Here is a 26612-nt window from a genome sequence, read left to right as displayed (position 1 = left end):
CCACCTACTTATGCAAAAAATGCCGTTACCGCCTGTTCCATTTCTTCACCGTAATTTGCATTTCCTTTAATATTTTCAATTAAGTACGTCACTTCTTCATGAATACCTTCTAGCTCGATCGTGGCATCACTTCCGACAAGAAACATCGGCTCGTTTGTACGAAGCGCTTCTTTCATCGCCCCCCATACGTCTTTAGACATGACGACATAAACGAACGCATCACTCGCTTCTAATATGTATACAAACGCACACTCATCAGAATCAACAAGCATATGTCGTTTTGGCTTTAAGCCTTGAAGCGACGCCTCACATGTGACGTACCATCCATGTTCTTTTTTTTCTGCTGTATGCACATATATTTTCATTTTCTGTCCTCCGTCCATCTATGATGTCCGCCTTTATTTTACCACATTTCGCCTAGCGATGTTCACTAGTTGCACTTTTTCGCGTACATGTTGATAATAGAAGTAGAATGACGTGAGGAGAAGAAAACATGAAACACGAACTTGAAATTGAATTCAAAAATATGTTAACGGCTGAAGAATTTTCTCGGTTTACCCATGCGTTTGCAGTGCGTGATGATGAATGGAACGTGCAACAAAATTATTATTTTGACACCCCCGACTTTCAATTGAAACAACAAAAAAGCGCATTACGCATTCGTTTAAAAAACGGCACATATACATTAACATTAAAACAACCATATGAAGACGGGCTGTTAGAAACGCACGAACCGTTAACAAATGAAACAGCGACAGCACTTATTTCGGGCGCAAAGTCACTTGAAGGCGACATCGCAAACATATTACAGTCGCTTCATATTGCCCCGACAGCGATCGTCTGTTTTGGTGCGCTAACGACTCGCCGCGTCGAACGACCGTATAAAAACGGCACGCTCGTCCTTGACTATAGCGAATATATGAACGTGGCTGACTACGAAATTGAATACGAAGCAAGCGAGCGAACAGAAGGAGAAAAGGTATTTTCAGCGCTGTTACAGTCATTTCATATTCCAAAGCGACAAACGAAAAATAAAATTGAACGATTTTACGAAGCGAAATACGAAACGGAGCGATCGTCATGAACGTGCAACAAATCAAATTGCTTTTAGAACTTCAAGCGTTGCAACATTTACAAGGAAAAAAAGAAGCGCCAACAACATCGTTTCACGACTTATTTCGCGAGTTGTTAACAGCCGAAACAGACGGAGAAACAGAAACGATACGTCCATCACTTCCAATGATGACAAGCGCTGAAACGAAAGCGCCGACATACGAAGAAAAGTCGCTTCAAAAACAGGCGATTCATCAATGGATTGACGAGGCGGCAACAAAATACGATGTCGATCCGAATCTCGTTTATGCGATCATTCGCCATGAATCAAACTTTCATCCACAAGCAAAAAGCCGGGCTGGTGCGATGGGGCTCATGCAGTTAATGCCGAGCACGGCGCGCATGTTAGGGGTAAAAGACGCCTTCGATCCACAACAAAACATTGAAGGTGGAACGAAATATTTACGTCAACTTCTCGATCGGTATGACGGCAACGTTGCGCTTGCCCTTGCAGCATATAACGCAGGGCCAGGCAATGTCGAAAAACATGGAGGCATTCCACCGTTTCGTGAAACGATGAACTATGTAAAAAAAGTGATGCAAACGTACTATTCCACAAGTCACATCGTTTGAGATGAAACAAAGTCATTGTTACAATATTGATATATTTCGGCAAAGGAGTTTTTCATATGTTTCAATCCCCTTATGAAGCGATTGGAGGCGAACAAGTTATCACCAAACTCGTCGATGCATTTTATGAACGGGTAGCGAAACATCCCGACTTGTCGCCTATTTTCCCAAAAGATTTAACAGAGACGGCGCGAAAACAAAAGCAATTTTTAACGCAATATTTAGGCGGACCACCGCTTTATACAGCTGAACACGGACATCCGATGTTGCGTGCGCGCCATTTGCCTTTTCCGATTACGCCAACGCGCGCAAAAGCATGGCTTGCCTGTATGCATGAGGCGATGGATGAAATCGGACTAAACGGGCCTGTTCGTGATGAATTGTATCAACGGCTCATTTTAACTGCTCAACATATGATTAATACACCGGAGGACGAGCGAAAGGAGCATGAAGGTGAATGGTAAGCAAGAAGGAACGACAAAACAACTAGAAATTTATTTATTTGTCGATCCTCTTTGCCCAGACTGCTGGGCGCTTGAGCCTGTGTTAAAAAAGTTATGGATCGAATACGGACAATATTTTACGTTACGTCACGTCTTAACCGGCCAACTCGATCGACTCAATGGCGTAAATTACAAACGAATTGATCGACATGCATCGCGCATCGGCATTGCTTGTGAAGACCGGGTGTTTCTTGAAACACCGCTACCGATTCCATATATTGCGTCGCTCGCTGTGAAAGCAGCGGAATTGCAAGGGCGACAAGCAAGCATTCGCTTTTTACGTCAACTACAAGAAATTGTATTTATTCAAGGCAAAACGATTACAGAGACAGACACGCTCATTCAATGCGCCATTGCTGCTGGTTTAGATGTGCAAGAATTTATGAATGACTTATCTTTACCAAGTGCAGTCAAAGCGCTTCAATGCGATTTAAAAATTCGTGCGGAAATGGACGTTCGGGAAGTTCCGACGCTCGTCTTTTTCAACGAAAATATTGAAGATGAAGGCATTAAAATTTCAGGCTGTTATCCGTACGACGTGTATGTCGACTTAATCCATGAAATGCTCGGTTTTCATCCTCAACCATCTCCGCTTCCACCAATTGAACAGTTTTTACATCACGCTCAATTCGTTACAACCGATGATATTGCGATGGTGTACAACATCCCGCACAGCAAAGCTGAATGTGAATTAAAAAAATTGCGTTTAAAACAAAAAGTGGAGAAAATCGGCTCATTTTGGCGCTGGATCGGATAAAGAAAAAGGACTCGGGGGATGCCGAGTCCTTTTTCTTTGTCATAAAGACAACAAAGGGGATGGGAGAAATTTTTCACGGTCAAACAAAGGGGTATAAGTTTGTTTGATTGTGATTCACTTCACGTTTATATATTAACAAATCCCTTCATGTCTTGACAAGTGTTTTGTTTACTTGTTCACACATTTGTCATAATTATTTTCTTTCTTGCTTACTATGAATAAATAAGGGGGGATTCGATGTTTGTCGCACATATCATTTGGATTATTGTCGCACTTATCATTCACTTTTTCGCATTAATGCGCTTATTTCCGTTATTCATATCTATTCCGTTTTTATTTCTTTCTTTCTTTTCCTTTTTCACTTATTTGAACAATCGCCATCGCTTTCGCGGATTTCATTAAAAAAAGGCGACGCACGGTCGCCTTTTACAATAGTTGCTCGAGTTGTTGTAATTTTTGTTCAAACACTTGACACGCCTGTTCAATCGGCTTTGGAGATGTCATGTCAACCCCTGCTTTTTTCAACACTTCAATCGGATAATCGGAGCTTCCTGCCTTTAAAAACTCAATGTAACGCTCGACCGCTGGTGTACCTTCTTCTAAAATTTGTTTGCTTAATGCGGTCGCTGCGCTAAATCCTGTCGCATATTGATACACATAATAGTTGTAATAAAAATGCGGAATGCGCGCCCATTCTAAACCGATTTCCTCATCGATGACAATGCCATCGCCGAAATATGTTTTATTTAGCTCATAATATTTTTCCGTCAATACTTGCGCCGTCAGCGCCTCACCGCGTTGCACCATCTCATGAATCATATGTTCAAACTCCGCAAACATCGTTTGACGAAACACAGTGCCACGGAACGTTTCTAAATAATGGTTTAATAAATATAACCGTTTTTTCTCATCATCGATCGTTTGTAATAAATAATCGTTCAATAGCGCCTCGTTGCACGTGGATGCGACTTCAGCAACGAAAATCGAGTAGTTTCCGTACGGATATGGTTGATATTTGCGCGTATAATAACTATGCACCGAATGACCAAACTCATGCGCAAGCGTAAATAAGTTGTTCACATTATCTTGCCAGTTCATTAAAATATATGGATTCGTTCCATACGAACCAGACGAATACGCTCCGCTCCGTTTGCCGCGCGTTTCTTGCACATCGACCCAACGATGATCAAACCCTTCTTTGACAATCGAAATATATTCATCACCTAGTGGCGCGAGCCCCTTTAACAATATGTTTTTCGCTTCTTCATACGTCACTTTCATATCGGCTTGTTTCACAAGCGGCGTATATAAATCGTACATATGTAGCTCATCTAATCCAAGCACCCGCTTGCGTAATTGAACGTAACGATGCAAAAGCGGCAAATAGCGATGAATCGTTTCAATTAAATTGTCGTACACCGCTTCAGGAATTTGATTTTTACTTAATGCAGCTTCACGCGCTGAGCGATAATTGCGAACGCGCGCAAAAAAAGTATTGCGCTTCACCGCTCCACTTAACGTGCTTGCGAACGTGTTTTCATATTTGCGATATGTATCGTATACCGCTTTAAACGCATCGCGACGAACACGACGATCTTCGCTTTCAAGAAAACGAATGTAACGACCGTGCGTCACTTCCACTTCTTCTCCGTTTTCATCTGTAATCGTCGGAAAACGTAAATCGGCATTATTTAACGCCCCAAACGTATTGCTTGATGCATTCATCACTTCCGCCGCTTGCGCAAGCAATGCTTCTTCTTTTTCCGATAATACGTGCGGGCGTTGGCGATTCATTTCATCTAATTCGTGCTCATACAGACGAAGCGGTTCGTATTGTTGTAAGAAGGAGCGCAACACTTGTTCATCAAGCGCTAAAATTTCTGGCACGATAAACGCCATCATTTGACCAGCTTCAGCATATAAACTTTCCGCTCTCGTTTCAAGCGCTTGATAAAATGCATTCGCTGTGTCTTCATCATGGCGCATATGCGCATACGCATATAATTTCCCTAGTCGCATCAACACATGGTCGCGATATTGCAACGCTTCGTATAACGTTTGTGCGCTTTCCCCCAATCTTCCTTTATACTCCGAAAATTTCGGAAGAAGTGCGTGAATTGCTTGAAATTCTTGTTCCCAATGTTCATCTGTCGCAAAAATATCTTCAAGACGCCACGTATACTCTACCGGAACGTCTTTACGTGTCGGCAACGTTTTTGCCATGTTCATCACCTCTTACATAAAAATGTTTACTTATATATTATTCTCGTTTTGTGAAAAAATCCTCTTTTTTGCTTACAATTCGCTCAAGTACTTGTTGATCTCCTTTCATCGCCTCCTCTATCGTACGTGGGAGCGACCATGACCGAATGCGCTGAAACGTACTTTTTCCGACTTTTTTCAACAATTGAAGCGACACGAGCGCATGTAAATAGTCCATGAACGCATACGAATAATGGCTTTTTGTCATAAGTGGCAAACAGCGAATATGAATAAGGTTTTGACGAATGAAATGTTGCATTCGCTCATATAATTGATGAAACGAAAACGTCATATGAGGCGGAATACGCATCATCTCAAGCAACATATACGTTTGCCAAATAAACGGAGGCGTCTTTAACCAATACGAATGGCGAAGCGGAATACCTGCTTCATGCGGAAATAACGATGGGGTCATATGCTCGTTATAAACGATGCGACAAAAAGAGCGATTCGTTCGATAATACGACGGAGATTGCCGCCATTGTTTCTTTTTCATTTGCCATGCATGAAACAAACCATCGTGTTGTCGTTGAGGCGTCTGTTGGAAAGAAGAAAATGACATCGTATCGAGCGGAATCGTCGTCCATTCTCCGTATGCCATCGTTGCGGATAGCGGGATGAGATGATGAAGAAACCATACTTCGCGACGTTCAGGACAATAAAGCGGAATCATCTCGTAACTATTGAAAAAAAGCCAAGAAAATGAAGATAGTTGAAAAAACAAACCGCGGCGCTGCACATGTGATGAATGAAGCAACCAAATCGGGACAATATGTGCGTTTATGTACGCGTTCGTTCGTTTCACAAATAAAGAAGATGGAATGATAGAACATTGATATTCGACTGCGTACATCTTTTTTTCACGCATGACAAATACATCCGGACGTTGACGAATATGCGGTAAATACTTCTCGACTTCCGCTTCGATCTTCTCGTTGATGAGCCATTCATATAGCTGTTGTTTCCCTTGTAAATGGGCGATTGTTTCGCGCTCTGTTTCGATCGTACATGTCGTTTCGTGCGCAAAATGCGACATTCGTTTTTTTCCAATTTTCAATTGCACTCGCTTCAAACAAACAGGGCAAAAAAACGACTGCGTCGCTCGCAATACATGTAGCTGTTCAACCGTCCAATCGTCTAATAACGAACATGTTTCTCCATTTTTCAATAATGCAACAAACATGCAACCTCCCCTTTCTCCACATATTTTTTTCACCAACATCGCCTTTTTTCCTGCAACAAATACAAAAAATAGGGGAACAACTAAATTTATTGAATTAGGCGTTTTTTATTTCCCTTCTTTCACATTTTGTCATACAATAGAAGTACAAGATGTGGAATGATGGGCGAACGCTCAGGGGTAAATTCCCTTCCTGAATGGATAATCGTAGAAGGGAGATGAAGAACATGGAAATCGAACGCATCAATGAATATACGTTGAAGCTATATATATCGTACGGAGATATTGAAGAACGTGGCTTTGATCGTGAAGAAATTTGGTACAATCGCGAACGAAGCGAAGAATTGTTTTGGGAAATGATGGACGAAATTCATCAAGAAGTGGAAATTTATTTAGAAGGACCACTTTGGATTCAAGTGCATGCGCTTGAAAAAGGATTGGAAGTGTTCGTCACAAAAGCCCAAATTTCAAAAGACGGAAGCAAACTGGAGTTGCCTATTCTCGACGAGCGATTCAAAGACTTACCGGTCGATGAAAAAATTGAACATATATTAGATCAACATTTTAACATTATTAAATCGTCGTCGACACAAGCACCTGATAATCCGCTCCAGTTCGTCATCCGCTTTAAAAACATTGAAGACGTCATCGCTCTTGCTCATCGTCGCGATTTTTCAACATTATACAACAAGTTATTCGCATTGGAGAATAACTATTACTTGTACGTCGAATTTACAGAAGAAGATAACGATCGCGACATTGATAATATGTTAAGCATATTACTTGAGTACGGGCAAGATTCTCAAATGACGATTCATCGCCTTGAGGAATATGGGAAAATCGTCATCGCAGAACAAGCACTCACGATGATCGCAAAACACTTTCCAAACTCATAACGCCGATTTCAACCCATTGAAATCGGCTTTTTTCTCGCAAGGTCAGGTGAACAACAAATGAGAAATGCGTTAAAAGTTGTACTGTTTATACTTGCTTTCATCGGCTTTTTAGCAGTGACAAAAGATTATTGGGAAGGCTGGCTACTTGGAACGTTCAGCTTATTTGTCACATTGTCAGTTATTTTTATTTCGTTTGTCATCTTTTTAGAAAATCGACATCCGACAAAAACGCTCACATGGCTCGTTTTATTCAGTAGTTTTCCGCTCATCGGCTTTATTTTTTATTTTCTACTTGGTCAAAACTATCGTAAAAAACGATTATTTCGAAAAAAAGCGCTACTCGATGAACAAACGTTTCGCAAACTAGAACGGGATGACACGAATCATGAACGAAAATTATATATGAAACCGCATCAACAGCCACTGTTACAACTAGCTAGACGAATGACGAAAGAATCGATTTCAACCGCGACAAAAACGCGCGTGTTAACAAACGGAGAAGAAACGTTCGCTGCCATTTTTGAGGAATTAGAAAAAGCAGAGCATCACATTCATCTTGAATATTACATCGTGCGTGATGACGATATCGGGCAACGGCTAAAACAACTATTAATCGCTAAAGCAAAAAAAGGGGTACACGTCCGCTTTTTATATGATGCAGTCGGAAGTTGGAAACTGTCGAAAACGTACATACAAGATATGCGTGAAGCAGGCGTAGACATCATCCCGTTCTCCCCTGTTCGCCTGCCGTTTTTAAACAATACAATCAACTTCCGCAACCATCGTAAAATTATCGTCATTGACGGAAAAGTCGGTTTTGTTGGTGGCTTAAATATTGGCGATGAATATTTAGGGAAAAATGAATATTTCGGATTTTGGCGCGATACGCATTTACTTGTGTATGGCGAAGCGGTGCGCACGCTGCAACTAATTTTTTTACAAGACTGGTATTACATGACTGGTCAACAATGGTTGACCATGAACTATTTACATGCGCCGACCGTTGAGGATGAGACGCTCGGAGGGGTCCAACTTGTCGCTGGTGGACCAGATACGAAATGGGAAGTCATTAAACATTTATTTTTTGCGATGATTACATCAGCCCAGCAATCGATTTGGATCGCCTCACCGTATTTCATCCCAGATGAAGATATTTTAACGGCATTGAAAGTAGCAGCATTAAGTGGTATTGATGTACGGCTTCTCGTGCCGAAGCGGCCGGATAAAAAAATTGTGTTTTATGCTTCCCGCTCTTATTTTCCTGAACTACTCGAAGCAGGAGCGACCATTTACGAATACGAAAAAGGGTTTATGCACAGCAAAATTATCGTTGTAGATGGCGAACTTGCCTCGATTGGCACGGCGAACATGGACATGCGCAGCTTTCATTTGAATTTTGAAGTGAATGCGTTTTTATATCAAACGCCAAGCGTACAAACGCTAGTCGATGACTTTATAAACGACTTCGAGCATTCATCAAAAATTGATATGCATCAATTCAAACGCCGGCCACTTTGGATGCGCATCGCTGAATCGACAGCGCGCCTTCTTTCACCACTACTATAAAAGGCTTAGCATTTACGCTAAGCCTTTATTGTTGACGAGCTGTTGTGCTTGACGCAATTGATACGTTCGCACTTTTCTCGGTAAAAAGCGACGAATTTCATCTTCGTTGTAACCAACTTGCAGGCGTTTTTCGTCCATAATAATCGGACGGCGCAACAAGCCTGGATGTTGGCAAATAATTTCATATAAATCTTGCAATGGCAATGAATCGACTTGAATATTTAACTTTTGAAAAATTTTCGAACGAGTTGAAATAATTTCGTCCGTTCCGTTTTCCGTCATACGCAAAATGCTTTTAATTTCTTCAATCGTTAACGGCTCGGCAAAAATATTGCGCTCTTTATACGGAATGTTATGCTCTTCTAACCACGCTTTTGCTTTTCGACAAGACGTACAACTTGGCGATGAATATACGATCACCATATGTGAATCACTCCCTTATGGGTTGCTTTATTCGCTTTCTGTATTAAAACACATCTTATTTTAAAATGACTTTAAAAAACTCTACAACGTACATTATACAACAAAAAAGTTTAGAAAGATACACCTTTTTTCAATTTTACCCAACATATTATACGGTTGTCCGATCAAAATGGTTTCATTTTTCGTTGCTTTCGTTTCAAATTTTCTCTACAATAAAAAGAGAAATGGCAAACAAAGGGGGAGACGTATGGTTCAATTTTTTATCGACTTTACGATCGTCGCCGTTTTCGTGATTGGCATCACAGCGCTTATGGGCGTCATTTTAAACGGTATTGGTGAAAACATATTTGGCGGACGAAAAAAGCGATTACATACTGCAATGAGCGAACAGGTGCAAACGGGCTGGAAAGCGGTTGGTGGAAAAAAAGCTTCGAGATAATCTCGAGGCTTTTTTTAAAAACGAAATAGTCAAACGAATCAAAATATTTTATAATACTTTAGTACATCAAACGAAAAAAGCTAATCTCTCGAAACTCGAGAGATTAGCTGTACATCGCCTTGTATTTTTCGTACTCTGCTTCCGAGCAGTAAACGAAATGACCCGGCGTAATTTCGCGCATGCGCACATCTTCGCCTTCTTTATAGTTGTGCTGTGACGGATCGTAAATGATACGTTTGCGCGTCCGTTCTGTTTCTGGGTCTGGATGTGGAATCGCTGAAAGAAGCGATTTCGTGTACGGATGAATCGGATTGCGGTACAACTCTTCTGCATCCGCAAGTTCAACCATTTTTCCGAAATACATGACTCCGATGCGGTCGCTAATGTATTTGACCATTGACAAATCGTGGGCGATAAATAAATACGTCAAGCCTTTTTCACGTTGCAACTTTTTCATTAAGTTGACAACTTGCGCTTGGATCGATACGTCAAGTGCCGAAATGGGCTCGTCCGCAATAATAAACTCCGGCTCAACCGCAAGCGCGCGTGCAATGCCGATCCGTTGACGCTGTCCACCAGAAAACTCATGCGGATAACGGTTCGCATGTTCGCGGTTTAAACCAACCGTCTCAAGCAATTCATACACGCGATTCATGCGCTCTTCTCTCGACGATGCTAATCCATGAATATCAATGCCTTCCGCAATAATATCCGCAACCGTCATACGCGGGTTTAACGACGCATACGGGTCTTGGAAAATCATCTGCATTTTCCGTTTTAATTCTTTCGCTTCTTTCGCAGACTTTTTCCGATGCACACTTAAACCGTTAAACAACACTTCGCCGCCTGTTGCTTCATATAATCCAATAATCGTACGGCCTGTCGTTGACTTTCCGCATCCTGACTCACCAACGAGACCGAGCGTTTCACCTTTATAAATGTCGAACGTCACACCGTCAACCGCTTTGACAACTTGTCCTTTCCCAACTTTAAAATATTGTTTTAAGTTTTTCACTTCGACAAGTTTTTGTTTTTCACTCATCGTTTATCCCCTCCTTTATTGTTCGTTAGTGTAACGAATTTTTTCATCCGTTCACGAACGACTTTCGGAGGTTCGACTTTCGGTGCATTCGGATGAAGTAACCACGTTGCCGCATAGTGCGTATCTGATACTTGGAACATTGGTGGTTCCATTTCATAGTCAATCTTTAACGCATACGCATTACGAGGTGCAAACGCATCTCCTTTTGGTGGATTTAACAAATCCGGAGGCGTTCCTGGAATCGAGTACAATTCTTCATCACCATGTTCTAAGCTCGGCATCGATGCAAGTAAGCCCCACGTATACGGATGTTTCGGATTATAGAAAATTTCATCGACCGTTCCTTTTTCAACAATTTTCCCCGCATACATGACCGCAACGCGATCCGCCACATTTGCAACGACGCCGAGGTCGTGGGTAATGAAAATAATGGATGTTCCCGTCTTTTTCTGAATATCTTTAATTAATTCTAAAATTTGCGCTTGAATTGTCACGTCTAACGCCGTCGTCGGCTCATCGGCAATTAGCACTTTCGGATTGCATGCAAGCGCAATCGCAATAACGATACGTTGACGCATTCCGCCTGATAGTTGATGCGGATATTGTTTAAAACGAAGCGCTGGCTCCTTAATGCCGACGAGATCAAGTAGCTCAATGGCGCGCGCTTTTGCCTCTTCTTTTGTCATTTGTTGATGCTTTAACAACACTTCTGTAATTTGCTTTCCGATTGTCATCGTTGGATTTAACGCTGTCATCGGGTCTTGGAAAATCATCGAAATTTCCGCACCGCGTACACGCTGCATTTCTTTTTCCGAAAGCTTTGTGAGATCGCGACCTTCTAGTAAAATTTTCCCTTTCTTAATTTTTGCAGGTGGCATCGGTAGTAAACGCATAAGCGCTTTAGACGTGACCGATTTTCCTGAACCAGACTCCCCAACGATCGCCAGCGTCTCCCCTTTATATAAATCAAACGATACACCACGTACAGCTTGTACTTCACCGCCGTATACGTCAAACGAAATATGCAAATCTTTTACTTCTAGTACCTTTTCCATCATTCCACCCCTTTCACCCGTTATTTACGCATTTTTGGATCGAGTGCATCGCGCAATCCGTCCGCTAATAAGTTAAAGCTTAAAATAAGCAAGCTGATCACAAACGCAGGAATCATCATTAAATGAGGGAACGTTTGGATCGATTTGTAACCGTCGTTGACGAGTGAACCGAGCGATGCTTGAGGTGGACGAATACCGAGTCCGATAAAGCTTAAAAATGCCTCTGTAAAAATCGCACTTGGAATCGTAAACATCGTCGTAATAATAATTGGACCAACGACGTTTGGTAATAAGTGTTTAGCAATAATACGATAGTCAGACGCTCCGAGCGTACGTGCGGCTAAAACGTATTCCATATTTTTTAATTTTAAAATTTGTCCGCGCACAATGCGTGCCATCGTGACCCAACCGGTAATGACCATCGCCGTCGTAATCGAAATAATTCCCGGTTCAAACACGAGAATAAACAAAATAACAACGATTAAATTCGGAATTCCGACTAACACTTCAATAATCCGTTGCATGACGTTATCGACACGACCGCCGTAAAATCCGGAAATCCCACCATATGCAATCCCGATTAACAAATCAATCGCTGCCGCCAATACACCGATATATAAAGAGATGCGTGCCCCATACCATGTACGCGTCCATAAATCACGACCGAGGTCATCTGTTCCAAACCAATAGTATTCTTTCACTCCACGTTTTTCATACACATTAATTCCATTCATATCTTTTCCGTTAAACGGAAGCCAATCTATATTTTCCAACACCGGAATACGCGGTGGTAATTTCGCATGTTGTAAGTTTTGATCTTTATACGTATGCTTACTAAATATTGGCGCAAAAATGGCCATAAGCGTAATGATGATGATCATGGCGAGACCGAAAATGGCGCCTTTATTTTTTTTCAATCGAATCCAAGCATCTTGGAAAAACGTTAAGCTCGGTCGATTAATTTTTTCCATATCGCCTTGACGTTCGGTCGCCAGCTCAAACAATTCAGGAGATAATTGCTTTTCTGTCATTATTTTTTCCCTCCCGCTAAACGAATTCGCGGATCAATTAAACCGTAAAGCAAGTCTACAATAAAAATAACGAGAATAAATAACGCACTATAAAAAATCGTCGTCCCCATAATGACTGGGTAGTCGTTTAAGTTAATGGAGCGAACGAACTGTTCCCCTAAGCCCGGAACGGCGAAAATTTGTTCAATAACTAACGTTCCTGTCATTAAGTTAACGGCCATCGGACCAAGAATTGTAATAATTGGAATCATTGCGTTTCTTAATCCGTGTTTAAAAATAACGCCAAAGCCACTAATTCCTTTCGCACGCGCGGTTAAAATGTAATCTGAACCGAGCACTTCTAACATTTCTGTACGCATAAAGCGCGCAATGCTTGCAATAACAAATACCGATAATGCCAACGTTGGCATAATGGTATACTCAAATCCTTCCCAAAACGCAACAGGGAGTAGTTTCAATTTTACGCCGATGTAATATTGTAACAATCCACCAAATACAAATGATGGAATAGAAATACCTAAAACAGCTAATATCGTCGCCGTATAGTCAATTGCTGTATTGTGACGAACAGCAGCAATAACACCGAGAAAAATACCGACAATGGTTCCGAATACAAGCGCTTGAAAACCAAGTTGTGCAGATGGACCGATGCGATCGCCAATAAGTTGTGTGACCGGGCGATTATCGTATTGGAAAGAAACCCCTAAATCTCCTTTCGCCAAGTTGCCTAAATAGCGAATGTATTGAACTGGCACCGGATCATTCAATCCGTATTTTTCTAAAATGATTTTTTGTTGTTCTGGCGATAACTTCTCTTGATTTTGGAGAGGGGAACCTGGGAGAAGCTTCATTAAAAAGAACGTTGCCGTTGCGATAATAAACAACGTAATCAACATGTAAACAAAACGTTGTAACGTATATCGTGCCATATTGCACACCTCCTTACAAAATTAAAAACTTTTTGAAATTTTTCGGATTAGCAGGCAAAAGGAGAGTATATGCTTGTCGCACATATACTCTCCTTTCTTTTCGATTACTCGATATATGCCCACTTGTAGCTGTTGTCTGGACCGAATGGATGATCAACAATACCTTTGACGTATTCACGCTCAAGGTATGCTGCACCACGTTGATACATTGGAGCGATAACTGCTTCATCTAACAAGATTTTCTCAGCTTTTACCATCGCATCCCAACGAGCTTGCAAGTCAGAAAGAAGCGTTGTTTTCGCATCTTTTACAAGCTTGTCGTACTCCGCATTTGACCAACCTGTTTGGTTGTGAGCACCGTTTGTCACAAACATATCGATGAATGTCATTGGGTCTTGATAGTCTGGACCCCAACCAGCAAATGATAACTCATATTGCATTTTGCTTTCAAGATCAAGTTTTTGTTTAAATGGTTGTTGTTTAATATTTACTGTTAATCCTGGTAAGTTTGTCTCAAGTTGCTCTTTTAAGAACTCACCAATTTTCTTCGCACTTTCAGAATCGTAGTTTAACAATTCAAGCGTAATTTTGTCTTTGCCAAGCTCTTTTTTCGCTTGTTCCCAATATTTTTTCGCTTCTTCTGCGTTAAATTTCACTAAATCGCCATTTTCTTCACGGAAGTCTTTTCCGTTCGGACCAGTAACGAACCCTTCTGGAACAAGGTAGTTCGCCGCTTTTGAACCGTTATTTAAAATTGTTGCAACCATTGCTTCTTTATCGAAGCCCATCGCAATCGCTTTACGAGCGTTGACGTTTTTCAACACTTCGTTCTTTTGATTCATACGAATGAAGAACAATACAGGCTCTGATTTTGTTTTAAAGTTTTTGTCGCTGCTATACTTGTCAACAAACTCTGCACTTAAACCAACACGGTCTGCCTTGTTTGTTTCATATAAGTTTACACCAGTCGCAACGTCTTTAACGATGTTAAAGTTAATTGTTTCAAGTTTGACTGTTTGTGCATCCCAATATTGCTCGTTTTTCTTTAACTGGAAGCTTTGTTCATGTTTCCACTCGCTTAATACGAACGGACCGTTGTAAATTGTTGTGTTTGCTTCAAGACCGTACTTGTCCCCTTGCTCTTTAACGAATTTCTCGTTTTGTGGATAGAATGTAGGGAACGCCAATAAGCTTAAGAAATAAGGAATTGGGTTTTTCAATTCAACTTGTAATGTTTTTTCGTCAACCGCTTTTACACCTAGTTGGTCAACAGGTACTTTTCCTGTGTTTACTTCTTCAGCGTTTTTAATGTCGTACATAATGTATGCATACTCAGCACCTGTGTTTGGATCAAGCGCTTTTCTCCATGCATATACGAAATCGTTTGCCGTCACAGGCTCACCGTTTGACCATTTCGCATCGCGAAGTTTGAATGTGTATACTTTTCCATCTTCGCTTACTTCATAGCTTTCAGCCATTCCAGGTGTTGGCTCATTGTTTTGGTCTAAGCGGAATAGACCTTCAAATACGTTGTTCATGACGCGGAATGATACGCTGTCAGTTGCTAATGTAGAGTCCAACGAAGGAATTTCTGAAGTTTCAAGCAAGTTTAACACTTGCTCTTTTGCTGGCGCTTCTTGAGCCGGCTTTTCGCCCTCATTGGCAGTCTTGTCTTCTTCTTTTTTGCCGCCACACGCTGCTAGCACCGTGGAAGCGACGAGAAGAAGCATGAAAAAGATGGACAACTTTTTCTTCATGCGAGTTTCCCCCTCATCTTTCTTAATTGTATTTATTTCCATCTTCTGATTTATCAGAAGATTTGAAACACAAGGACATTATATAATGAATTAGTATACTTGAAAAGATTTTTTTGAAACTTTTTTTAAATTTTCTAACATCTTAAATAAGTGTAAGGTTTTTTTACATTTTCGATAAAATCAGCTTGTTGACTATTTTATTTGTTTTTTATTCGTTTGTAAATAGAAAATTTACACTTTTTTTAGTATAATACTTTACAGCGATTAAGCGCGAAAGGTGGATGAATGGTGAAAAATACAGTCATGACAAGTGTTTTCGTATTTTTAGTTGCGCTAACGGTTGCACTTTTTTCTCAAAACAAATGGTTAACATTTATTAATACTTCTTTTTTACTCGCACAACCACTCGTTATTATTGGTGGATTTCGATTCATATATGAAAAAGGATTTTTCGATGTGACCATTTCTAGCTTCAAACGATTGTTTCGTTCTCCAGTTGAACGGTATTATGCCGATGAACAGACAGATGATGGACAAAAAAAACAATGGGGAGCTTCATTTTTTTTTGCTGGGCTGTTCGTCACATTAGCCACGCTCATTTTTTCATACATGAATTGACAATAAAAAAACTACACCATATAATGTTTTAAAAAAACCGATGCGATGACAAAGAATAGTACATATAACGAGGCGTTCAGAGAGCTTGTGGACGGTGCGAACAAGCCGCTAGTTATATGGAATGGGCTTTCGAGCATCCAAGCTGAAATGAAAGTAAGCTTGGACGGTTGCCTTCCGTTACAAAGGCGCCGTGCATACGCATGGGCAAAGTGATTGTCTCAAGACAATAACTAGGGTGGCACCACGGTTCTATCGTCCCTACAGATGATAGAGCCTTTTTTATTTGGAAAATAGAAAAGGAGTGATTTCATGAAGACGATTTTTTCTGGCATTCAACCAAGCGGTGTCATTACGCTCGGCAACTATATTGGAGCGATGAAACAATTTGTTGAACTGCAACACGATTATAATTGCTACTTTTGTATCGTCGATCAACATGCGATTACCGTCCCGCAAGATCGGCTGGCGCTTCGGAAAAACATTCGCAGTTTAGCGGCGTTTTATTTAGCCGTTGGCATCGATCCGAACAAATCGACGTTATTTATCCAGTCAGAAGTACCGGCGCATGCGCAAGCGGGTTGGATTTTACAATGTATCGCCTACATCGGCGAGTTAGAGCGGATGACGCAATTTAAAGATAAATCGGCTGGAAAAGAAGCGGTCAGCGCTGGGTTATTGACGTATCCGCCGCTTATGGCAGCCGACATTTTACTTTATTCGACAGACATCGTCCCTGTCGGTGAAGACCAAAAGCAACATATTGAGCTGACGCGCGATTTAGCGGAGCGGTTTAATAAACGATACGGGGACATTTTCACGATCCCGGAAGCGCGCATTCCAAAAATCGGTGCACGCATTATGTCGTTAACCGATCCGACGAAAAAAATGAGCAAATCGGATCCAAACCAAAAATCGTACATTACGCTACTTGATGATGCAAAAACGATCGAGAAAAAAGTAAAAAGCGCGGTAACAGACTCCGAAGGCATCATTCGTTACGATAAAGAAAATAAACCGGGCGTATCCAACTTATTAACGATTTACTCCATTTTAGCGAACGAACCGATTGAACAGTTAGAAGAACGTTACGCTGGAAAAGGATATGGAGAATTTAAAGCAGACGTTGCTCAAGTCATTATCGACACATTAGCGCCTATTCAACAAAAATATTATGACCTCATGGAAAGCTCCAAACTAGACGACATTTTAGACGAAGGGGCCGAAAAAGCGAACCGTGTCGCAAGTAAAATGTTAAAGAAAATGGAAAATGCCATCGGTTTAGGAAGAAAAAGAAGATAAAAAACTCAGCTCCGTGTGGGGCTGAGTTTTTTTAATTCACTTTCGGCTCTTGTTCCATTTCCCATAGTTTTTCAAAAAACGGTTGTCCTTTCACGAGCCGTTCGCACAAATGTGCATGGCGCTCCGACCATCCGTATTTCGCTTCTTCGTACAAGCCGTTCCACGCTTCTTCAAACGACATTTGTTGAATGTATGCATACTTTTCTGGCGCCCACTCCGTATACCAATAGCGCACTTCAGCGACATTTTTCGTTCCGTACAATTGATCAAGCGCCATAAATAACAGCTGCTTCAATTGTCGCTCTTTGCGCGTCAATCCGCTCATGAGCGCAGGATGGGGCGATAAAATATGATATTCTTTTTCACTTTGTTGAAACGGATATATGCGCACATCTTGCTCTTTCATCATCTCATAAACGAGCTGTTCTTGACGTGGAATGAGTCGGCTTTTCCGAATCGGAATGTGATAGCCAATCGTATCAATCGCAACGATGCCATAGCCATCTGTGGCAATAAAACAATAATCAAGCTGAATGCGTTCATGATTTTTGCGCACATACGCTTTTTGATGCACATCTTCAAGCAACGGTTTTGGAATTTCCGACAAACTGTTTTCTAAGTAATGAAACAGTTGTGGGCTCACTTTCAATACTGGGACTTGGTCTAACAGCTCAATGGCATCATCTTTTCTCCACTCATAAAAGTGACAAACGTTATATCCGTTTTCTTCTCCTTCAAACCAATTCACCCAAACATCGTGAAGATATAACATGCATAACCCCTCACTTCAAACGATTTGTTCACAGTATGGTCAGAGGTTGTTCATTTTATTCCATTTCACCCTAAATTTAACCATCATCACGAAATGGGAAAAAAATACTTAGCCACGTCATGAATAAGCCAACAGGTAAAAAATAACACTCCACTTTTGTGCTAATAAATAACAAATATTCTTTCCAATCTGCACGCGATGCCATAATGTTTAAATACGCAATCATCGTCGTTCCACCAATGACCGACATCCCAAACCCAAGCAAATAAAAAAAGAAACGCATACATAAGTCCCCCTTGTCCACTACTATATGTATGAACAAGCCGGGAAACGATGCGTTACATAAAAAAAATTTGTTCTGATTCCATTGTCAATAATTCCATTATCCTGTTTTTTTCCAACGCTCGCTTCACGATGCCATATCCGACCGCATAGCCAAGCATGCGCGGATAAAAAGTTGAACCGTATAAAAGCGGACGGTAACGCGCATCGTCTGGACGAAGTGATATGTTTGGCACGATCCATTTTTTCGTAAACTGCTTTAGTTGTTCCTCTGTGTAATATGTCGTCCATTTCGCAACATATTTGTTCCCAAGTCGCTCATACACCGCGTTTTCGGCTAATCCTTCCATGACGATGCGGTCAAGGAGCGTATAGTCGCGCTCATCTTTCGGATCCACATGTAAACGGCAAACGTGATTGTATTCGTGAATGAGGAGGGCGTAAATATGTTCATTCGGAACATGAGGAAGCAAAAATAAAAATAGTTGATCGCGAAAAGCGACGCCTGACTTTCCGCCAAATTCATGTTGGAGCGAACGATTGGTAGCATCGGCAGGAAAAATATAAATCGGCACATCTGGTCCATTCCACTCTTTTTTTAGCTCGGCAAACTTGTTGGCGACAAATGCCCATACGTTTTTTTGTTCAAGTTGTTTCATCATGTCATGTTGATTGCGCCGCGCCATCCCATGTGCAAATAAATGGTGCTGCACGTCTTCGTTTATTTTTTCTCGCCATTTATCATGTTCAAACCAATTTTTTGTGTTAATCACTCCCATGACTCTCTCCCCTTTCGTTATCGCATTGTACGACAAACGAAAGGAAAATGTGAAAAGGATGAGGAGAGCCTCATCCTTCATATTTTTTGAAAATAATTGTCGCATTATGTCCACCAAAACCGAGCGAGTTGCTTAATACGGCACGCACGTCTTGTTTGCGGGCAACGTTTGGCACGTAATCTAAGTCGCATTCTGGATCTGGCGTTTCATAATTAATCGTCGGCGGAATGACGCCATCGTAAATCGATAAAACGGAGAAAATCGCTTCGATCGCACCAGCTGCGCCAAGCAAATGACCAGTCATTGATTTTGTCGAGCTGACCGCTAATTTGTACGCATGTTCACCAAATACTTCTTTAATCGCCATCGTTTCATATTTATCGTTATACTCTGTGCTCGTTCCGTGTGCATTAATGTAATCGATGTCTTCTGGTTGCATATTCGCATCACGAAGCGCTTGGCGCATCGCGCGTACGCCGCCTTCTCCGCCAGGTGCTGGCGCCGTAATATGATACGCATCGCCTGTCGCACCGTAGCCGACAATTTCTGCATAAATGCGCGCACCGCGTTTTAGCGCATGTTCAAGTTCTTCTAAAATGATAATGCCAGCCCCTTCCCCCATAATAAATCCGTCGCGATGTTGATCGAACGGACGGCACGCTGTTTTTGGGTCTGGATTAAACGAGAGCGCTTTTGCGGCGCTAAATCCTGCAAACGCCATATGTGTAATCGGCGCCTCTGTTCCGCCTGTAATCATGACGTCCGCATCACCGCGTTCAATAACTTTAAACGCATCGCCAATCGAGTTCGTTCCTGTTGCGCAAGCGGTCACCGTACATGAGTTCATTCCTTTTGCGCCAAGCATAATCGACACTTGCCCTGCCGCCATATCTGGAATCATCATCGGAACGAAAAATGGGCTCACGCGGCGATACCCTTTTTCTAAAAACGTCTTCAGCTGTTCCTCGTACGTTTCCATTCCGCCGATGCCTGAACCGATCCATACGCCAACGCGCGCTGCGTTATCTTCTGTAATTTGTAAATTCGCATCTCTTACTGCCATCATCGAAGCCGCGACTGCGTATTGTGTGAAGCGATCCATTTTACGCGCTTCTTTTTTATCCATAAACTGTTCAACTTGAAAATCTTTCACTTCCGCTGCCACTTTCGCAGGAAAATCGTCTGCGTTTAATCGTGTGAGCGGACCGATGCCCGATTGTCCAGCAACGATGTTTTTCCACGTCGTTTCAACGTCATTTCCTAACGGCGTCACGGCTCCTAACCCCGTGACAACAACTCGTCTTTTTGCCACCACTCATCACTCCTTTGTTTCATCATACATCGTTATTTACCCCAGCGCAACGCAATAGCGCCCCACGTTAATCCACCGCCGAAGCCGACCATAATAATTAAATCGTCATCTTGAATGCGCCCAGCTTCCACTTCTTCGACAAGTGAAATAGGAATCGATGCGGCAGATGTATTTCCGTATTTGTTCACGGTAATCGACATGCGGTCAACAGGTAGTTCTAACCGTTCGCGCGCCGCTTCCATAATGCGAATGTTCGCTTGATGTGGAATTAAAAAGTCAACGTCCGCCTTCGTCAACCCTGCTTTTTCTAGCACACGAATGCACGACTCTCCCATTTGACGCACAGCAAATTTAAATACTTCTCGTCCGTTCATCACGACATAATCGTCTTCGTATAAATATTTTCCGCCTGTTCCGTCCGCACCGAGCTCAAACGACACGATGCCGCGGCCTTTTGAAACTTTTCCCATCAAAACAGCGCCTGCACCGTCCCCAAACAACACCGCTGTGTTCCGATCCGTCCAATCGACGATTTTCGATAATTTTTCTACCCCGACAACGAGCACATATTTGTACGTGTCCGTTTCAATAAATTGTTTCGCCGTCACCATGGCATACATAAATCCTGCGCATGCTGCGCTCACATCAAGCGCCGCCGCGCGCACCGCACCAAGCTTTTCTTGCAGCATACATGCAACAGACGGAAACGCGCGATCTGGTGTCACCGTTGCCACTAAAATCAAATCAATTTGTTCGGGAGAAATGCCCGCATCGTCAAGCGCGCGCTTCGCTGCGATATATCCCATATCAGACGTATCCATATCTTCTGAAGCGATGCGCCGCTCTTCAATGCCTGTGCGCGTCCGAATCCATTCATCAGACGTATCCATTCGTTGTTCTAATTCTTTATTCGTCACAATACGCTCTGGCAAATATCGTCCAATTCCAATAATTCCTGCACTCACGGAAATATCGTCTCCTTTTATTATCAAACTTTATTACTTGGTACTAATTTTACTTTCTTTTCTCGTTTCGTGCAATAAAAAAATGAGGAGGGATTCCCCACCTCACTCATTTGGCAATTTCCCCGTTTTTTTATATCGTTCAATGGCTTCTGTTATTTTTTGTTGGAACGATTCATCGACAAGCGGGCTAAACGTGCCGAGTTCAACGACACCGTCTTGAAAATCAACATATGTCGTTCCTGACGTTAACTCTTTGTCGATAAACTTTTGCGCAACGAGCTCATATAGTGCATCGACATGTTGGACGGTGCTCGTCAGCACAGTACGTTCCCCTAAATCTGCTTGGTCTGTCACATAGCCAATCGCATATAGCCCATGTTCTTTCATTTTTTCAATGATCGGTACGCTAAATTTATCGCCAGCAGGATATACGATATCGACCCCATCAGCGATCATTCGCTCAACAATTGCCATCGCTGTATCAATGTCATCCCAACTTTGCACATATTCTACATCAACGTGAACGTTTTCGTTTTCATATAACGCTCCTTCAAAAAAGCCGTCCACTTCCGGTTGCCATTCAAACGCAGCAATAACACCGATTTTATTCGTTTTCGTCATATGCCCTGCGACCATACCGCCAAAAAAGCCCATCGCATGCCCTTTAAACTGAAAGCTCGTTACATTTTTCTTTTTCGCTTCTCCGTTAAAAAACACAAAATGGACGTTCGGGTATTTTTCTGCGATGTCATCAAAATATTCCCCATATTCGTTCCCATGCCCGAAAATTAAATTGACGCCTTTTCGATGAAATTCTTTTACCGCTTGTTTAGTGGCGGCTTTTGAGTTTACCCCTTCACGATAAAACACATCGACACCAAATTTCGCTTGAACGCGAAGCAACCCTTTATATCCTTTCGTTCCCCACACTTGATCATCAATCGTATCAGAAACAAGCAGCCCAACTTTTTGTACATTCCCCGACGATAATTGAGCAGGGGTGCAAGAAGTTAAAATAACAAGTAGTGCAAAAATCAAATATGTATATCGCCACATCAACATGCAACACTCCTTTTCCCGTCTCATTTTTTATTTTACTTGTTTCCTTTCTTATCGGTAAAGAAAAAATCCCCACGGGTATGGGGACTATACGTCACTATATTGCTCATAAAAGTCATGAATCGCCTGCGCAAACATATATGTTTTTTCTGGTAAATGATACGATACAGGAACGTGAAACGTTTGAGCATATGCTCGTGCGTGAATCGTTGACGGATATCGGTTCACCCCTGATACTTGCCAAATTTTCATCGGCACAACGGGCGGACAGAGTGGAGGGATGCATCGTTCAACTTCTTCTTGCCCATATGCTTGTTTTAGTTGGCGCAACAGTCGCTTATAAAAAAATTTATGCTCTTTTTCATATTGCAATTGTGCTTGTAAAGATAAACAAGGGTTTAATAGCGCAATCGCGCGTATTTGGTCGCCCAATTCGTTCATTAATTGTACGCCGACAAGTGCCCCCATTCCTTCTGCCAACACGTAAATGCGTTCATTTAAAATTTCTGTTTTTAATACGTAATGAATAAGCTGTTTCGCTAGTTTGACGGCTTTAGGACTTCCCCAATTGGCGCCGTACAAATGCGAATAAAAAATCGTATACCCATGTTGTAATAAATCGTGTAACAACTTGTTTTTTCCAACATGTTGTATCCATAAGCTCGTCTTGTCATCGACAAAATGAGATACATCTCCTAAAATAAGTAATGCAAATCCGTTCGGCCGCTCTGGAACATGAATCGCACACCATTGCTCGCTAAATTGGAAAAATCGTTGCTTCTCTGTCATAACCGTCCACCTTAAGCACATCATTGTACAATATATCGTATGCCATTTTCTTTTTCGTGTACTAGGCTTTATAATTTTTCGTTTTCGCTTATCCATCATTTATGATAAGATGAAAAAAGAGCGTAAAGGAGGGAGTTATATGCGTATTTTTTGGACGTTTTTTTGGACGTTTTTATTAGTAAACATGGTGACATACGTCGTTAGCTCGATGATCGGTGCGGCGTACCATTTCTCAACAGGTACAACGTTGGCTGTCGTTGCAACCGTTCTCATTATCGCAATCGCTCAACTCATTCCAAACGACCCTGTGCATCATTAAAAAGGATAAACGGCGTTCGCCCGTTTATCCTTTTTTTACGACTAATTCATTTTCTTCCACATCAATTGTAATCGTGCTGTAATCGGCGATATGCCCAGCGATCATTTCGCGTGCTAGCTTCGTTTCAATATGTTTTTGAATGAATCGTTTTAATGGACGCGCACCGTATACAGGATCAAACCCGTGTGTCGCAATGTACGTTTTCGCTTCGTCCGTTAATGTGACTGTCATATGACGTTCCGCTAACCGTTCTTCTAATTGTTTCATAAACTTCTCAACAATGCCTTTTACTTCACGTACTGTTAATGGCTTAAATAATACAATATCGTCAATGCGGTTTAAAAACTCTGGACGGAAATGCATACGCAATTGTTTCAACACTTGTTCACGCGCTTCTTCGTTTACCTCGCCATGCGCATCGACCGCTTCTAACAACGTATGTGATCCAATATTGGACGTCATAATGACGACTGTATTTTTAAAGTCGACCGTTCTCCCTTGCGAGTCCGTCATGCGACCGTCATCTAACATTTGCAGTAAAATGTTAAACACTTCTGGATGCGCTTTTTCCACTTCATCAAGCAAAATGACCGCATATGGTTTTCTGCGCACCGCTTCGGTGAGTTGACCGCCTTCTTCATAGCCGACATATCCCGGAGGCGCGCCAATTAAACGCGACACCGCATGTTTTTCCATATATTCGGACATATCGATACGAATGATTTGTTGTTCACTATCAAAAAGCGCTTCCGCTAACGCTTTCGCCAGTTCTGTTTTTCCGACACCTGTCGGACCGAGGAAAAGAAATGAACCGATCGGACGATTCGGATCTTTCATGCCTGCACGCGCACGCAATACTGCATCACTCACTAGCTCGACCGCTTCATCTTGCCCGATGACGCGCTCGTGTAAAATGTCGGAAAGCCGCAACAATTTTTCCCGTTCACCTTCGACAAGCTTTGTCACCGGAATGCCCGTCCATTTCGACACAATCGTTGCAATTTCTTCTTCCGTCACTTCTTCTCGTAGCAGTCGTCGCTCTTTTTCGCTCTGTTCGAGCTGCTTCAATTCCTTTTCAAGCTGTGGAATGCGTCCGTGGCGGAGTTCCGCCGCTTTATTTAAATCGTAATTGTTTTCTGCTTCTTCTAACTCGCGCTTTGCTTTTTCTAACTGTTCACGCAACGCGCGTACGTGTTGAATCGCTTCTTTTTCTTTTTCCCATTGCGCTTTCATCGCATTTGCTTTTTCGCGCAAATTCGCCAGCTCTTGCGATAACGCTTGCAGGCGCTGTTTGCTCGCTTCATCTTGTTCTTTTTTGAGCGCTGCTTCTTCAATTTCAAGCTGCATCATTTTGCGCATCACTTCGTCCAATTCTGTCGGCATCGAATCGATTTCTGTGCGAATCATCGCGCACGCTTCATCAACTAAGTCGATCGCTTTGTCAGGTAAAAACCGATCGGAAATGTAACGGTCGGATAATGTCGCCGCCGCCACGAGCGCGCCGTCGTGAATGTTGACACCGTGATGAATTTCGAAACGCTCTTTCAATCCGCGCAAAATCGAAATCGTATCTTCAACCGTCGGCTCTTCGACGAGCACTTGTTGGAAACGACGTTCAAGCGCCGGGTCTTTTTCAATATATTGCCGGTATTCATCAAGCGTCGTCGCTCCGATACAATGCAATTCCCCACGAGCAAGCATCGGCTTTAACATGTTGCCGGCATCCAATGCACCGTCTGTTCGTCCTGCCCCGACGATCGTATGCAGTTCGTCAATAAATAAAATAATGCGTCCTTCACTTTTTTTGACTTCATTTAGTACTGCTTTTAACCGTTCTTCAAATTCGCCGCGAAACTTCGCACCGGCAATAAGAGCACTCATATCGAGTGCAAAAATCATTTTATCTTTTAACCCTTCTGGCACATCTTTTCGCACGATGCGTTGCGCTAATCCTTCGACAATCGCCGTTTTTCCGACGCCCGGTTCACCGATTAAAACGGGATTGTTTTTCGTCTTACGTGACAAAATGCGAATGACGCGCCGAATTTCACTATCGCGACCGATGACCGGATCAATTTTTCCTGCTTTCACTTCTGCCACTAAATCGCGACCGTATTTTTGCAGTGCTTCATATGTAGCTTCTGGATTTGGACTAACCACGCGTTGATCCCCCCTTATTCCCATAATCGTTTCTCGTAACTTCCTCGGGTCAATTCCATAGCGCGACAAAATCGGTTTCGCTTCCTTGTCGTCCACGAGCGAAAGTAACAAGTGTTCAACGGATATATATTCATCTTTCATTTGTTTCGCTTCTTGTTCGGCGCGCACAAGCCATTGTTGCAAACGACTTGTTACATATATTTTCCCTGCCTCCGAGCTCGAAATAACTTGTGGTTTTTTGTTAAGTTGCTTGTTCCATTCCTCCATCAATTGAGAAACGGCAACGCCCATTTTTTCATAAATACGCCGAGCAAGCCCATCTTCTTGCTCGAAAAGCGCGATGCATACATGTTCGACGTCCACTTCTTGATGTTGTTTTTCGACCGCTAACGATTGAGCGCGCATAAGTGCTTCTTGCACTTTTTCCGTCATTTGTTGCATATTCATCACATTCACCCCTTTGACTTTGACTTTATTTGACCTTTATCTATTACGTATTATAACGAGAAAGCCACCCTTATGCAAGGATGGCTTACGGCTTCGGAAAGTATGTCCAAATGCGGTTATGATTTGACGTTTCAGGGAAACGGTCACCTGCTTTTAGTTTTAATTTTTTCGGATTTTTTACTTGATCCCCTGTCTCACCAATTTCGATATATATACCGTTGTTTGGCGCTTTTTGACCCGGGCGGAAATGTCTACTTTGTCCCATCCGTATCCCTCCTCATCGTCTCA

Annotated in this window: 29 protein-coding genes and 1 other annotated feature; of the genes, 11 read left to right on the top strand and 18 right to left on the bottom strand. The window is 42.1% G+C overall.

Annotated elements, in window-relative coordinates; translation table 11 throughout:
- Positions 1-8: 8 nt before the first annotated feature.
- Positions 9-383, bottom strand: a complete 375-nt coding sequence (locus ASC42_RS03410; protein ID WP_055440559.1) for a UPF0738 family protein — start codon at positions 381-383, stop codon at positions 9-11.
- Between the two features lie 110 nt (positions 384-493).
- On the opposite strand from ASC42_RS03410, the gene ASC42_RS03405 reads away from it, so the two are divergent.
- From ASC42_RS03405 to ASC42_RS14005, 5 genes are all read left to right on the top strand, one after another.
- Positions 494-1084, top strand: a complete 591-nt coding sequence (locus tag ASC42_RS03405; protein WP_055440558.1) for a CYTH domain-containing protein — start codon at positions 494-496, stop codon at positions 1082-1084.
- Complete coding sequence (locus ASC42_RS03400; RefSeq protein ID WP_055440557.1) at positions 1081-1686, top strand: lytic transglycosylase domain-containing protein; 606 nt, start codon at positions 1081-1083, stop codon at positions 1684-1686. Before ASC42_RS03405 ends, ASC42_RS03400 begins: the two co-directional genes overlap by 4 nt.
- Positions 1687-1742: 56 nt before the next feature.
- Positions 1743-2147, top strand: a complete 405-nt coding sequence (locus tag ASC42_RS03395) for a globin domain-containing protein (protein ID WP_055440556.1) — start codon at positions 1743-1745, stop codon at positions 2145-2147.
- Positions 2131-2943, top strand: a complete 813-nt coding sequence (locus ASC42_RS03390) for a ClpXP adapter SpxH family protein (protein ID WP_055440555.1) — start codon at positions 2131-2133, stop codon at positions 2941-2943. The genes ASC42_RS03395 and ASC42_RS03390 overlap by 17 nt, the downstream gene beginning before the upstream one ends.
- A 237-nt stretch (positions 2944-3180) precedes the next feature.
- Positions 3181-3345: a hypothetical protein gene (locus ASC42_RS14005; RefSeq protein WP_032100740.1), complete on the top strand. Its 165-nt coding sequence runs from the start codon at positions 3181-3183 to the stop codon at positions 3343-3345.
- 24 nt (positions 3346-3369) lie between these two features.
- Here ASC42_RS14005 and pepF read toward each other — a convergent pair whose 3' ends face one another.
- Together pepF and ASC42_RS03380 are read right to left on the bottom strand one after the other, a co-directional pair.
- Positions 3370-5166, bottom strand: a complete 1797-nt coding sequence (pepF, locus tag ASC42_RS03385; protein WP_082435677.1) for an oligoendopeptidase F — start codon at positions 5164-5166, stop codon at positions 3370-3372.
- A 37-nt stretch (positions 5167-5203) separates the two neighbouring features.
- Positions 5204-6388: a competence protein CoiA gene (locus tag ASC42_RS03380; RefSeq protein WP_209424218.1), complete on the bottom strand. Its 1185-nt coding sequence runs from the start codon at positions 6386-6388 to the stop codon at positions 5204-5206.
- Positions 6389-6612: 224 nt separating this feature from the next.
- Between ASC42_RS03380 and mecA the strand changes: the two genes are divergently transcribed.
- Positions 6613-7281, top strand: coding sequence for an adaptor protein MecA (gene mecA / locus ASC42_RS03375; RefSeq protein WP_055440552.1), 669 nt, complete (start codon positions 6613-6615; stop codon positions 7279-7281).
- Positions 7282-7338: 57 nt separating this feature from the next.
- Positions 7339-8847: a cardiolipin synthase gene (gene cls / locus ASC42_RS03370; RefSeq protein ID WP_055440551.1), complete on the top strand. Its 1509-nt coding sequence runs from the start codon at positions 7339-7341 to the stop codon at positions 8845-8847.
- A gap of 12 nt (positions 8848-8859) precedes the next feature.
- Here cls and spxA read toward each other — a convergent pair whose 3' ends face one another.
- A complete protein-coding gene (gene spxA, locus ASC42_RS03365; protein WP_032100744.1) occupies positions 8860-9270 on the bottom strand; it encodes a transcriptional regulator SpxA in 411 nt (136 codons plus the stop codon).
- Between the two features lie 247 nt (positions 9271-9517).
- Between spxA and ASC42_RS03360 the strand changes: the two genes are divergently transcribed.
- Positions 9518-9709 (top strand): hypothetical protein, encoded by a 192-nt coding sequence (locus ASC42_RS03360; RefSeq protein WP_055440550.1) that lies wholly within the window; start codon positions 9518-9520, stop codon positions 9707-9709.
- 103 nt (positions 9710-9812) lie between these two features.
- Here the strand turns inward: ASC42_RS03360 and ASC42_RS03355 are convergent, their stop codons facing one another.
- From ASC42_RS03355 to ASC42_RS03335, 5 genes are all read right to left on the bottom strand, one after another.
- Positions 9813-10751, bottom strand: coding sequence for an ABC transporter ATP-binding protein (locus ASC42_RS03355; protein ID WP_055440549.1), 939 nt, complete (start codon positions 10749-10751; stop codon positions 9813-9815).
- Positions 10748-11806, bottom strand: a complete 1059-nt coding sequence (locus ASC42_RS03350) for an ABC transporter ATP-binding protein (RefSeq protein WP_055440548.1) — start codon at positions 11804-11806, stop codon at positions 10748-10750. Before ASC42_RS03350 ends, ASC42_RS03355 begins: the two co-directional genes overlap by 4 nt.
- 20 nt (positions 11807-11826) lie before the next feature.
- Positions 11827-12837 carry an oligopeptide ABC transporter permease gene (gene opp3C, locus ASC42_RS03345; protein ID WP_082435676.1) on the bottom strand — a complete coding sequence of 337 codons (1011 nt, stop codon included), beginning with the start codon at positions 12835-12837 and terminating at the stop codon, positions 11827-11829.
- Positions 12837-13766 carry an oligopeptide ABC transporter permease gene (gene opp3b / locus ASC42_RS03340; RefSeq protein ID WP_055440546.1) on the bottom strand — a complete coding sequence of 310 codons (930 nt, stop codon included), beginning with the start codon at positions 13764-13766 and terminating at the stop codon, positions 12837-12839. Before opp3b ends, opp3C begins: the two co-directional genes overlap by 1 nt.
- A gap of 104 nt (positions 13767-13870) precedes the next feature.
- Positions 13871-15523, bottom strand: coding sequence for a peptide ABC transporter substrate-binding protein (locus ASC42_RS03335; RefSeq protein ID WP_055440545.1), 1653 nt, complete (start codon positions 15521-15523; stop codon positions 13871-13873).
- 285 nt (positions 15524-15808) lie between these two features.
- Here ASC42_RS03335 and ASC42_RS03330 point away from each other — a divergent pair, with 285 nt between their 5' ends.
- Both ASC42_RS03330 and trpS read left to right on the top strand, forming a co-directional pair.
- Positions 15809-16141, top strand: coding sequence for a DUF3899 domain-containing protein (locus ASC42_RS03330; protein ID WP_344853099.1), 333 nt, complete (start codon positions 15809-15811; stop codon positions 16139-16141).
- Positions 16142-16177: 36 nt separating this feature from the next.
- Positions 16178-16404 (top strand) — a binding site (T-box leader).
- Positions 16405-16450: 46 nt separating this feature from the next.
- Positions 16451-17440 carry a tryptophan--tRNA ligase gene (trpS, locus tag ASC42_RS03325; RefSeq protein ID WP_055440544.1) on the top strand — a complete coding sequence of 330 codons (990 nt, stop codon included), beginning with the start codon at positions 16451-16453 and terminating at the stop codon, positions 17438-17440.
- Positions 17441-17471: 31 nt separating this feature from the next.
- Here the strand turns inward: trpS and ASC42_RS03320 are convergent, their stop codons facing one another.
- The 7 genes from ASC42_RS03320 to ASC42_RS03290 form a co-directional block, all read right to left on the bottom strand.
- Positions 17472-18212 carry a YjbA family protein gene (locus ASC42_RS03320; RefSeq protein ID WP_055440543.1) on the bottom strand — a complete coding sequence of 247 codons (741 nt, stop codon included), beginning with the start codon at positions 18210-18212 and terminating at the stop codon, positions 17472-17474.
- Positions 18213-18288: 76 nt separating this feature from the next.
- Complete coding sequence (locus tag ASC42_RS03315; RefSeq protein WP_055440542.1) at positions 18289-18495, bottom strand: YuzI family membrane protein; 207 nt, start codon at positions 18493-18495, stop codon at positions 18289-18291.
- Positions 18496-18550: 55 nt separating this feature from the next.
- Positions 18551-19273 (bottom strand): DUF2268 domain-containing putative Zn-dependent protease, encoded by a 723-nt coding sequence (locus tag ASC42_RS03310; RefSeq protein WP_055440541.1) that lies wholly within the window; start codon positions 19271-19273, stop codon positions 18551-18553.
- Positions 19274-19343: 70 nt separating this feature from the next.
- Positions 19344-20585, bottom strand: a complete 1242-nt coding sequence (gene fabF / locus ASC42_RS03305; protein WP_055440585.1) for a beta-ketoacyl-ACP synthase II — start codon at positions 20583-20585, stop codon at positions 19344-19346.
- A 32-nt stretch (positions 20586-20617) separates the two neighbouring features.
- On the bottom strand, positions 20618-21550 hold the full coding sequence (locus ASC42_RS03300) for a beta-ketoacyl-ACP synthase III (protein ID WP_055440540.1): 933 nt from the start codon (positions 21548-21550) through the stop codon (positions 20618-20620).
- Between the two features lie 102 nt (positions 21551-21652).
- The gene (locus ASC42_RS03295) at positions 21653-22606 is read right to left on the bottom strand and encodes a BMP family ABC transporter substrate-binding protein (RefSeq protein WP_167338089.1); all 954 of its coding nucleotides are present in this window, start codon (positions 22604-22606) and stop codon (positions 21653-21655) included.
- Between the two features lie 90 nt (positions 22607-22696).
- Positions 22697-23398 (bottom strand): alpha/beta hydrolase, encoded by a 702-nt coding sequence (locus tag ASC42_RS03290; RefSeq protein WP_055440538.1) that lies wholly within the window; start codon positions 23396-23398, stop codon positions 22697-22699.
- A gap of 139 nt (positions 23399-23537) precedes the next feature.
- Between ASC42_RS03290 and ASC42_RS03285 the strand changes: the two genes are divergently transcribed.
- Positions 23538-23717 (top strand): YjzD family protein, encoded by a 180-nt coding sequence (locus tag ASC42_RS03285; RefSeq protein WP_055440537.1) that lies wholly within the window; start codon positions 23538-23540, stop codon positions 23715-23717.
- Between the two features lie 24 nt (positions 23718-23741).
- Here the strand turns inward: ASC42_RS03285 and clpB are convergent, their stop codons facing one another.
- A complete protein-coding gene (gene clpB, locus ASC42_RS03280) occupies positions 23742-26324 on the bottom strand; it encodes an ATP-dependent chaperone ClpB (RefSeq protein WP_055440536.1) in 2583 nt (860 codons plus the stop codon).
- An 85-nt stretch (positions 26325-26409) separates the two neighbouring features.
- Complete coding sequence (locus ASC42_RS03275) at positions 26410-26589, bottom strand: YjzC family protein (RefSeq protein WP_003395421.1); 180 nt, start codon at positions 26587-26589, stop codon at positions 26410-26412.
- Positions 26590-26612 lie beyond the last annotated feature (23 nt).

This window comes from Anoxybacillus suryakundensis, from assembly GCF_001418025.1.
Classification (GTDB): Bacteria; Bacillota; Bacilli; order Bacillales; family Anoxybacillaceae; genus Anoxybacillus; species Anoxybacillus tengchongensis.
Note: the sequence above shows the minus strand (reverse complement) of the source record. Positions and strands in the feature narration are given on the sequence as shown.

Excerpts from the sequence above, each read along its gene's own strand:
- ASC42_RS03295 (WP_167338089.1), bottom strand. The coding sequence starts at position 22,606 with ATGTGGCGATATACATATTTGATTTTTGCACTACTTGTTATTTTAACT.
- trpS (WP_055440544.1), top strand. The coding sequence starts at position 16,451 with ATGAAGACGATTTTTTCTGGCATTCAACCAAGCGGTGTCATTACGCTC.
- ASC42_RS03315 (WP_055440542.1), bottom strand. The coding sequence starts at position 18,495 with ATGCGTTTCTTTTTTTATTTGCTTGGGTTTGGGATGTCGGTCATTGGT.
- ASC42_RS14005 (WP_032100740.1), top strand. The coding sequence starts at position 3,181 with ATGTTTGTCGCACATATCATTTGGATTATTGTCGCACTTATCATTCAC.
- ASC42_RS03380 (WP_209424218.1), bottom strand. The coding sequence starts at position 6,388 with ATGTTTGTTGCATTATTGAAAAATGGAGAAACATGTTCGTTATTAGAC.
- spxA (WP_032100744.1), bottom strand. The coding sequence starts at position 9,270 with ATGGTGATCGTATATTCATCGCCAAGTTGTACGTCTTGTCGAAAAGCA.
- ASC42_RS03320 (WP_055440543.1), bottom strand. The coding sequence starts at position 18,212 with ATGTTATATCTTCACGATGTTTGGGTGAATTGGTTTGAAGGAGAAGAA.
- ASC42_RS03390 (WP_055440555.1), top strand. The coding sequence starts at position 2,131 with ATGAAGGTGAATGGTAAGCAAGAAGGAACGACAAAACAACTAGAAATT.
- ASC42_RS03400 (WP_055440557.1), top strand. The coding sequence starts at position 1,081 with ATGAACGTGCAACAAATCAAATTGCTTTTAGAACTTCAAGCGTTGCAA.
- pepF (WP_082435677.1), bottom strand. The coding sequence starts at position 5,166 with ATGGCAAAAACGTTGCCGACACGTAAAGACGTTCCGGTAGAGTATACG.
- opp3b (WP_055440546.1), bottom strand. The coding sequence starts at position 13,766 with ATGGCACGATATACGTTACAACGTTTTGTTTACATGTTGATTACGTTG.
- ASC42_RS03290 (WP_055440538.1), bottom strand. The coding sequence starts at position 23,398 with ATGACAGAGAAGCAACGATTTTTCCAATTTAGCGAGCAATGGTGTGCG.
- ASC42_RS03310 (WP_055440541.1), bottom strand. The coding sequence starts at position 19,273 with ATGGGAGTGATTAACACAAAAAATTGGTTTGAACATGATAAATGGCGA.
- ASC42_RS03395 (WP_055440556.1), top strand. The coding sequence starts at position 1,743 with ATGTTTCAATCCCCTTATGAAGCGATTGGAGGCGAACAAGTTATCACC.
- ASC42_RS03330 (WP_344853099.1), top strand. The coding sequence starts at position 15,809 with ATGGTGAAAAATACAGTCATGACAAGTGTTTTCGTATTTTTAGTTGCG.
- ASC42_RS03410 (WP_055440559.1), bottom strand. The coding sequence starts at position 383 with ATGGACGGAGGACAGAAAATGAAAATATATGTGCATACAGCAGAAAAA.
- opp3C (WP_082435676.1), bottom strand. The coding sequence starts at position 12,837 with ATGACAGAAAAGCAATTATCTCCTGAATTGTTTGAGCTGGCGACCGAA.
- ASC42_RS03360 (WP_055440550.1), top strand. The coding sequence starts at position 9,518 with ATGGTTCAATTTTTTATCGACTTTACGATCGTCGCCGTTTTCGTGATT.
- cls (WP_055440551.1), top strand. The coding sequence starts at position 7,339 with ATGAGAAATGCGTTAAAAGTTGTACTGTTTATACTTGCTTTCATCGGC.
- ASC42_RS03350 (WP_055440548.1), bottom strand. The coding sequence starts at position 11,806 with ATGGAAAAGGTACTAGAAGTAAAAGATTTGCATATTTCGTTTGACGTA.
- ASC42_RS03275 (WP_003395421.1), bottom strand. The coding sequence starts at position 26,589 with ATGGGACAAAGTAGACATTTCCGCCCGGGTCAAAAAGCGCCAAACAAC.
- ASC42_RS03355 (WP_055440549.1), bottom strand. The coding sequence starts at position 10,751 with ATGAGTGAAAAACAAAAACTTGTCGAAGTGAAAAACTTAAAACAATAT.
- ASC42_RS03285 (WP_055440537.1), top strand. The coding sequence starts at position 23,538 with ATGCGTATTTTTTGGACGTTTTTTTGGACGTTTTTATTAGTAAACATG.
- mecA (WP_055440552.1), top strand. The coding sequence starts at position 6,613 with ATGGAAATCGAACGCATCAATGAATATACGTTGAAGCTATATATATCG.
- clpB (WP_055440536.1), bottom strand. The coding sequence starts at position 26,324 with ATGAATATGCAACAAATGACGGAAAAAGTGCAAGAAGCACTTATGCGC.
- ASC42_RS03335 (WP_055440545.1), bottom strand. The coding sequence starts at position 15,523 with ATGAAGAAAAAGTTGTCCATCTTTTTCATGCTTCTTCTCGTCGCTTCC.
- ASC42_RS03405 (WP_055440558.1), top strand. The coding sequence starts at position 494 with ATGAAACACGAACTTGAAATTGAATTCAAAAATATGTTAACGGCTGAA.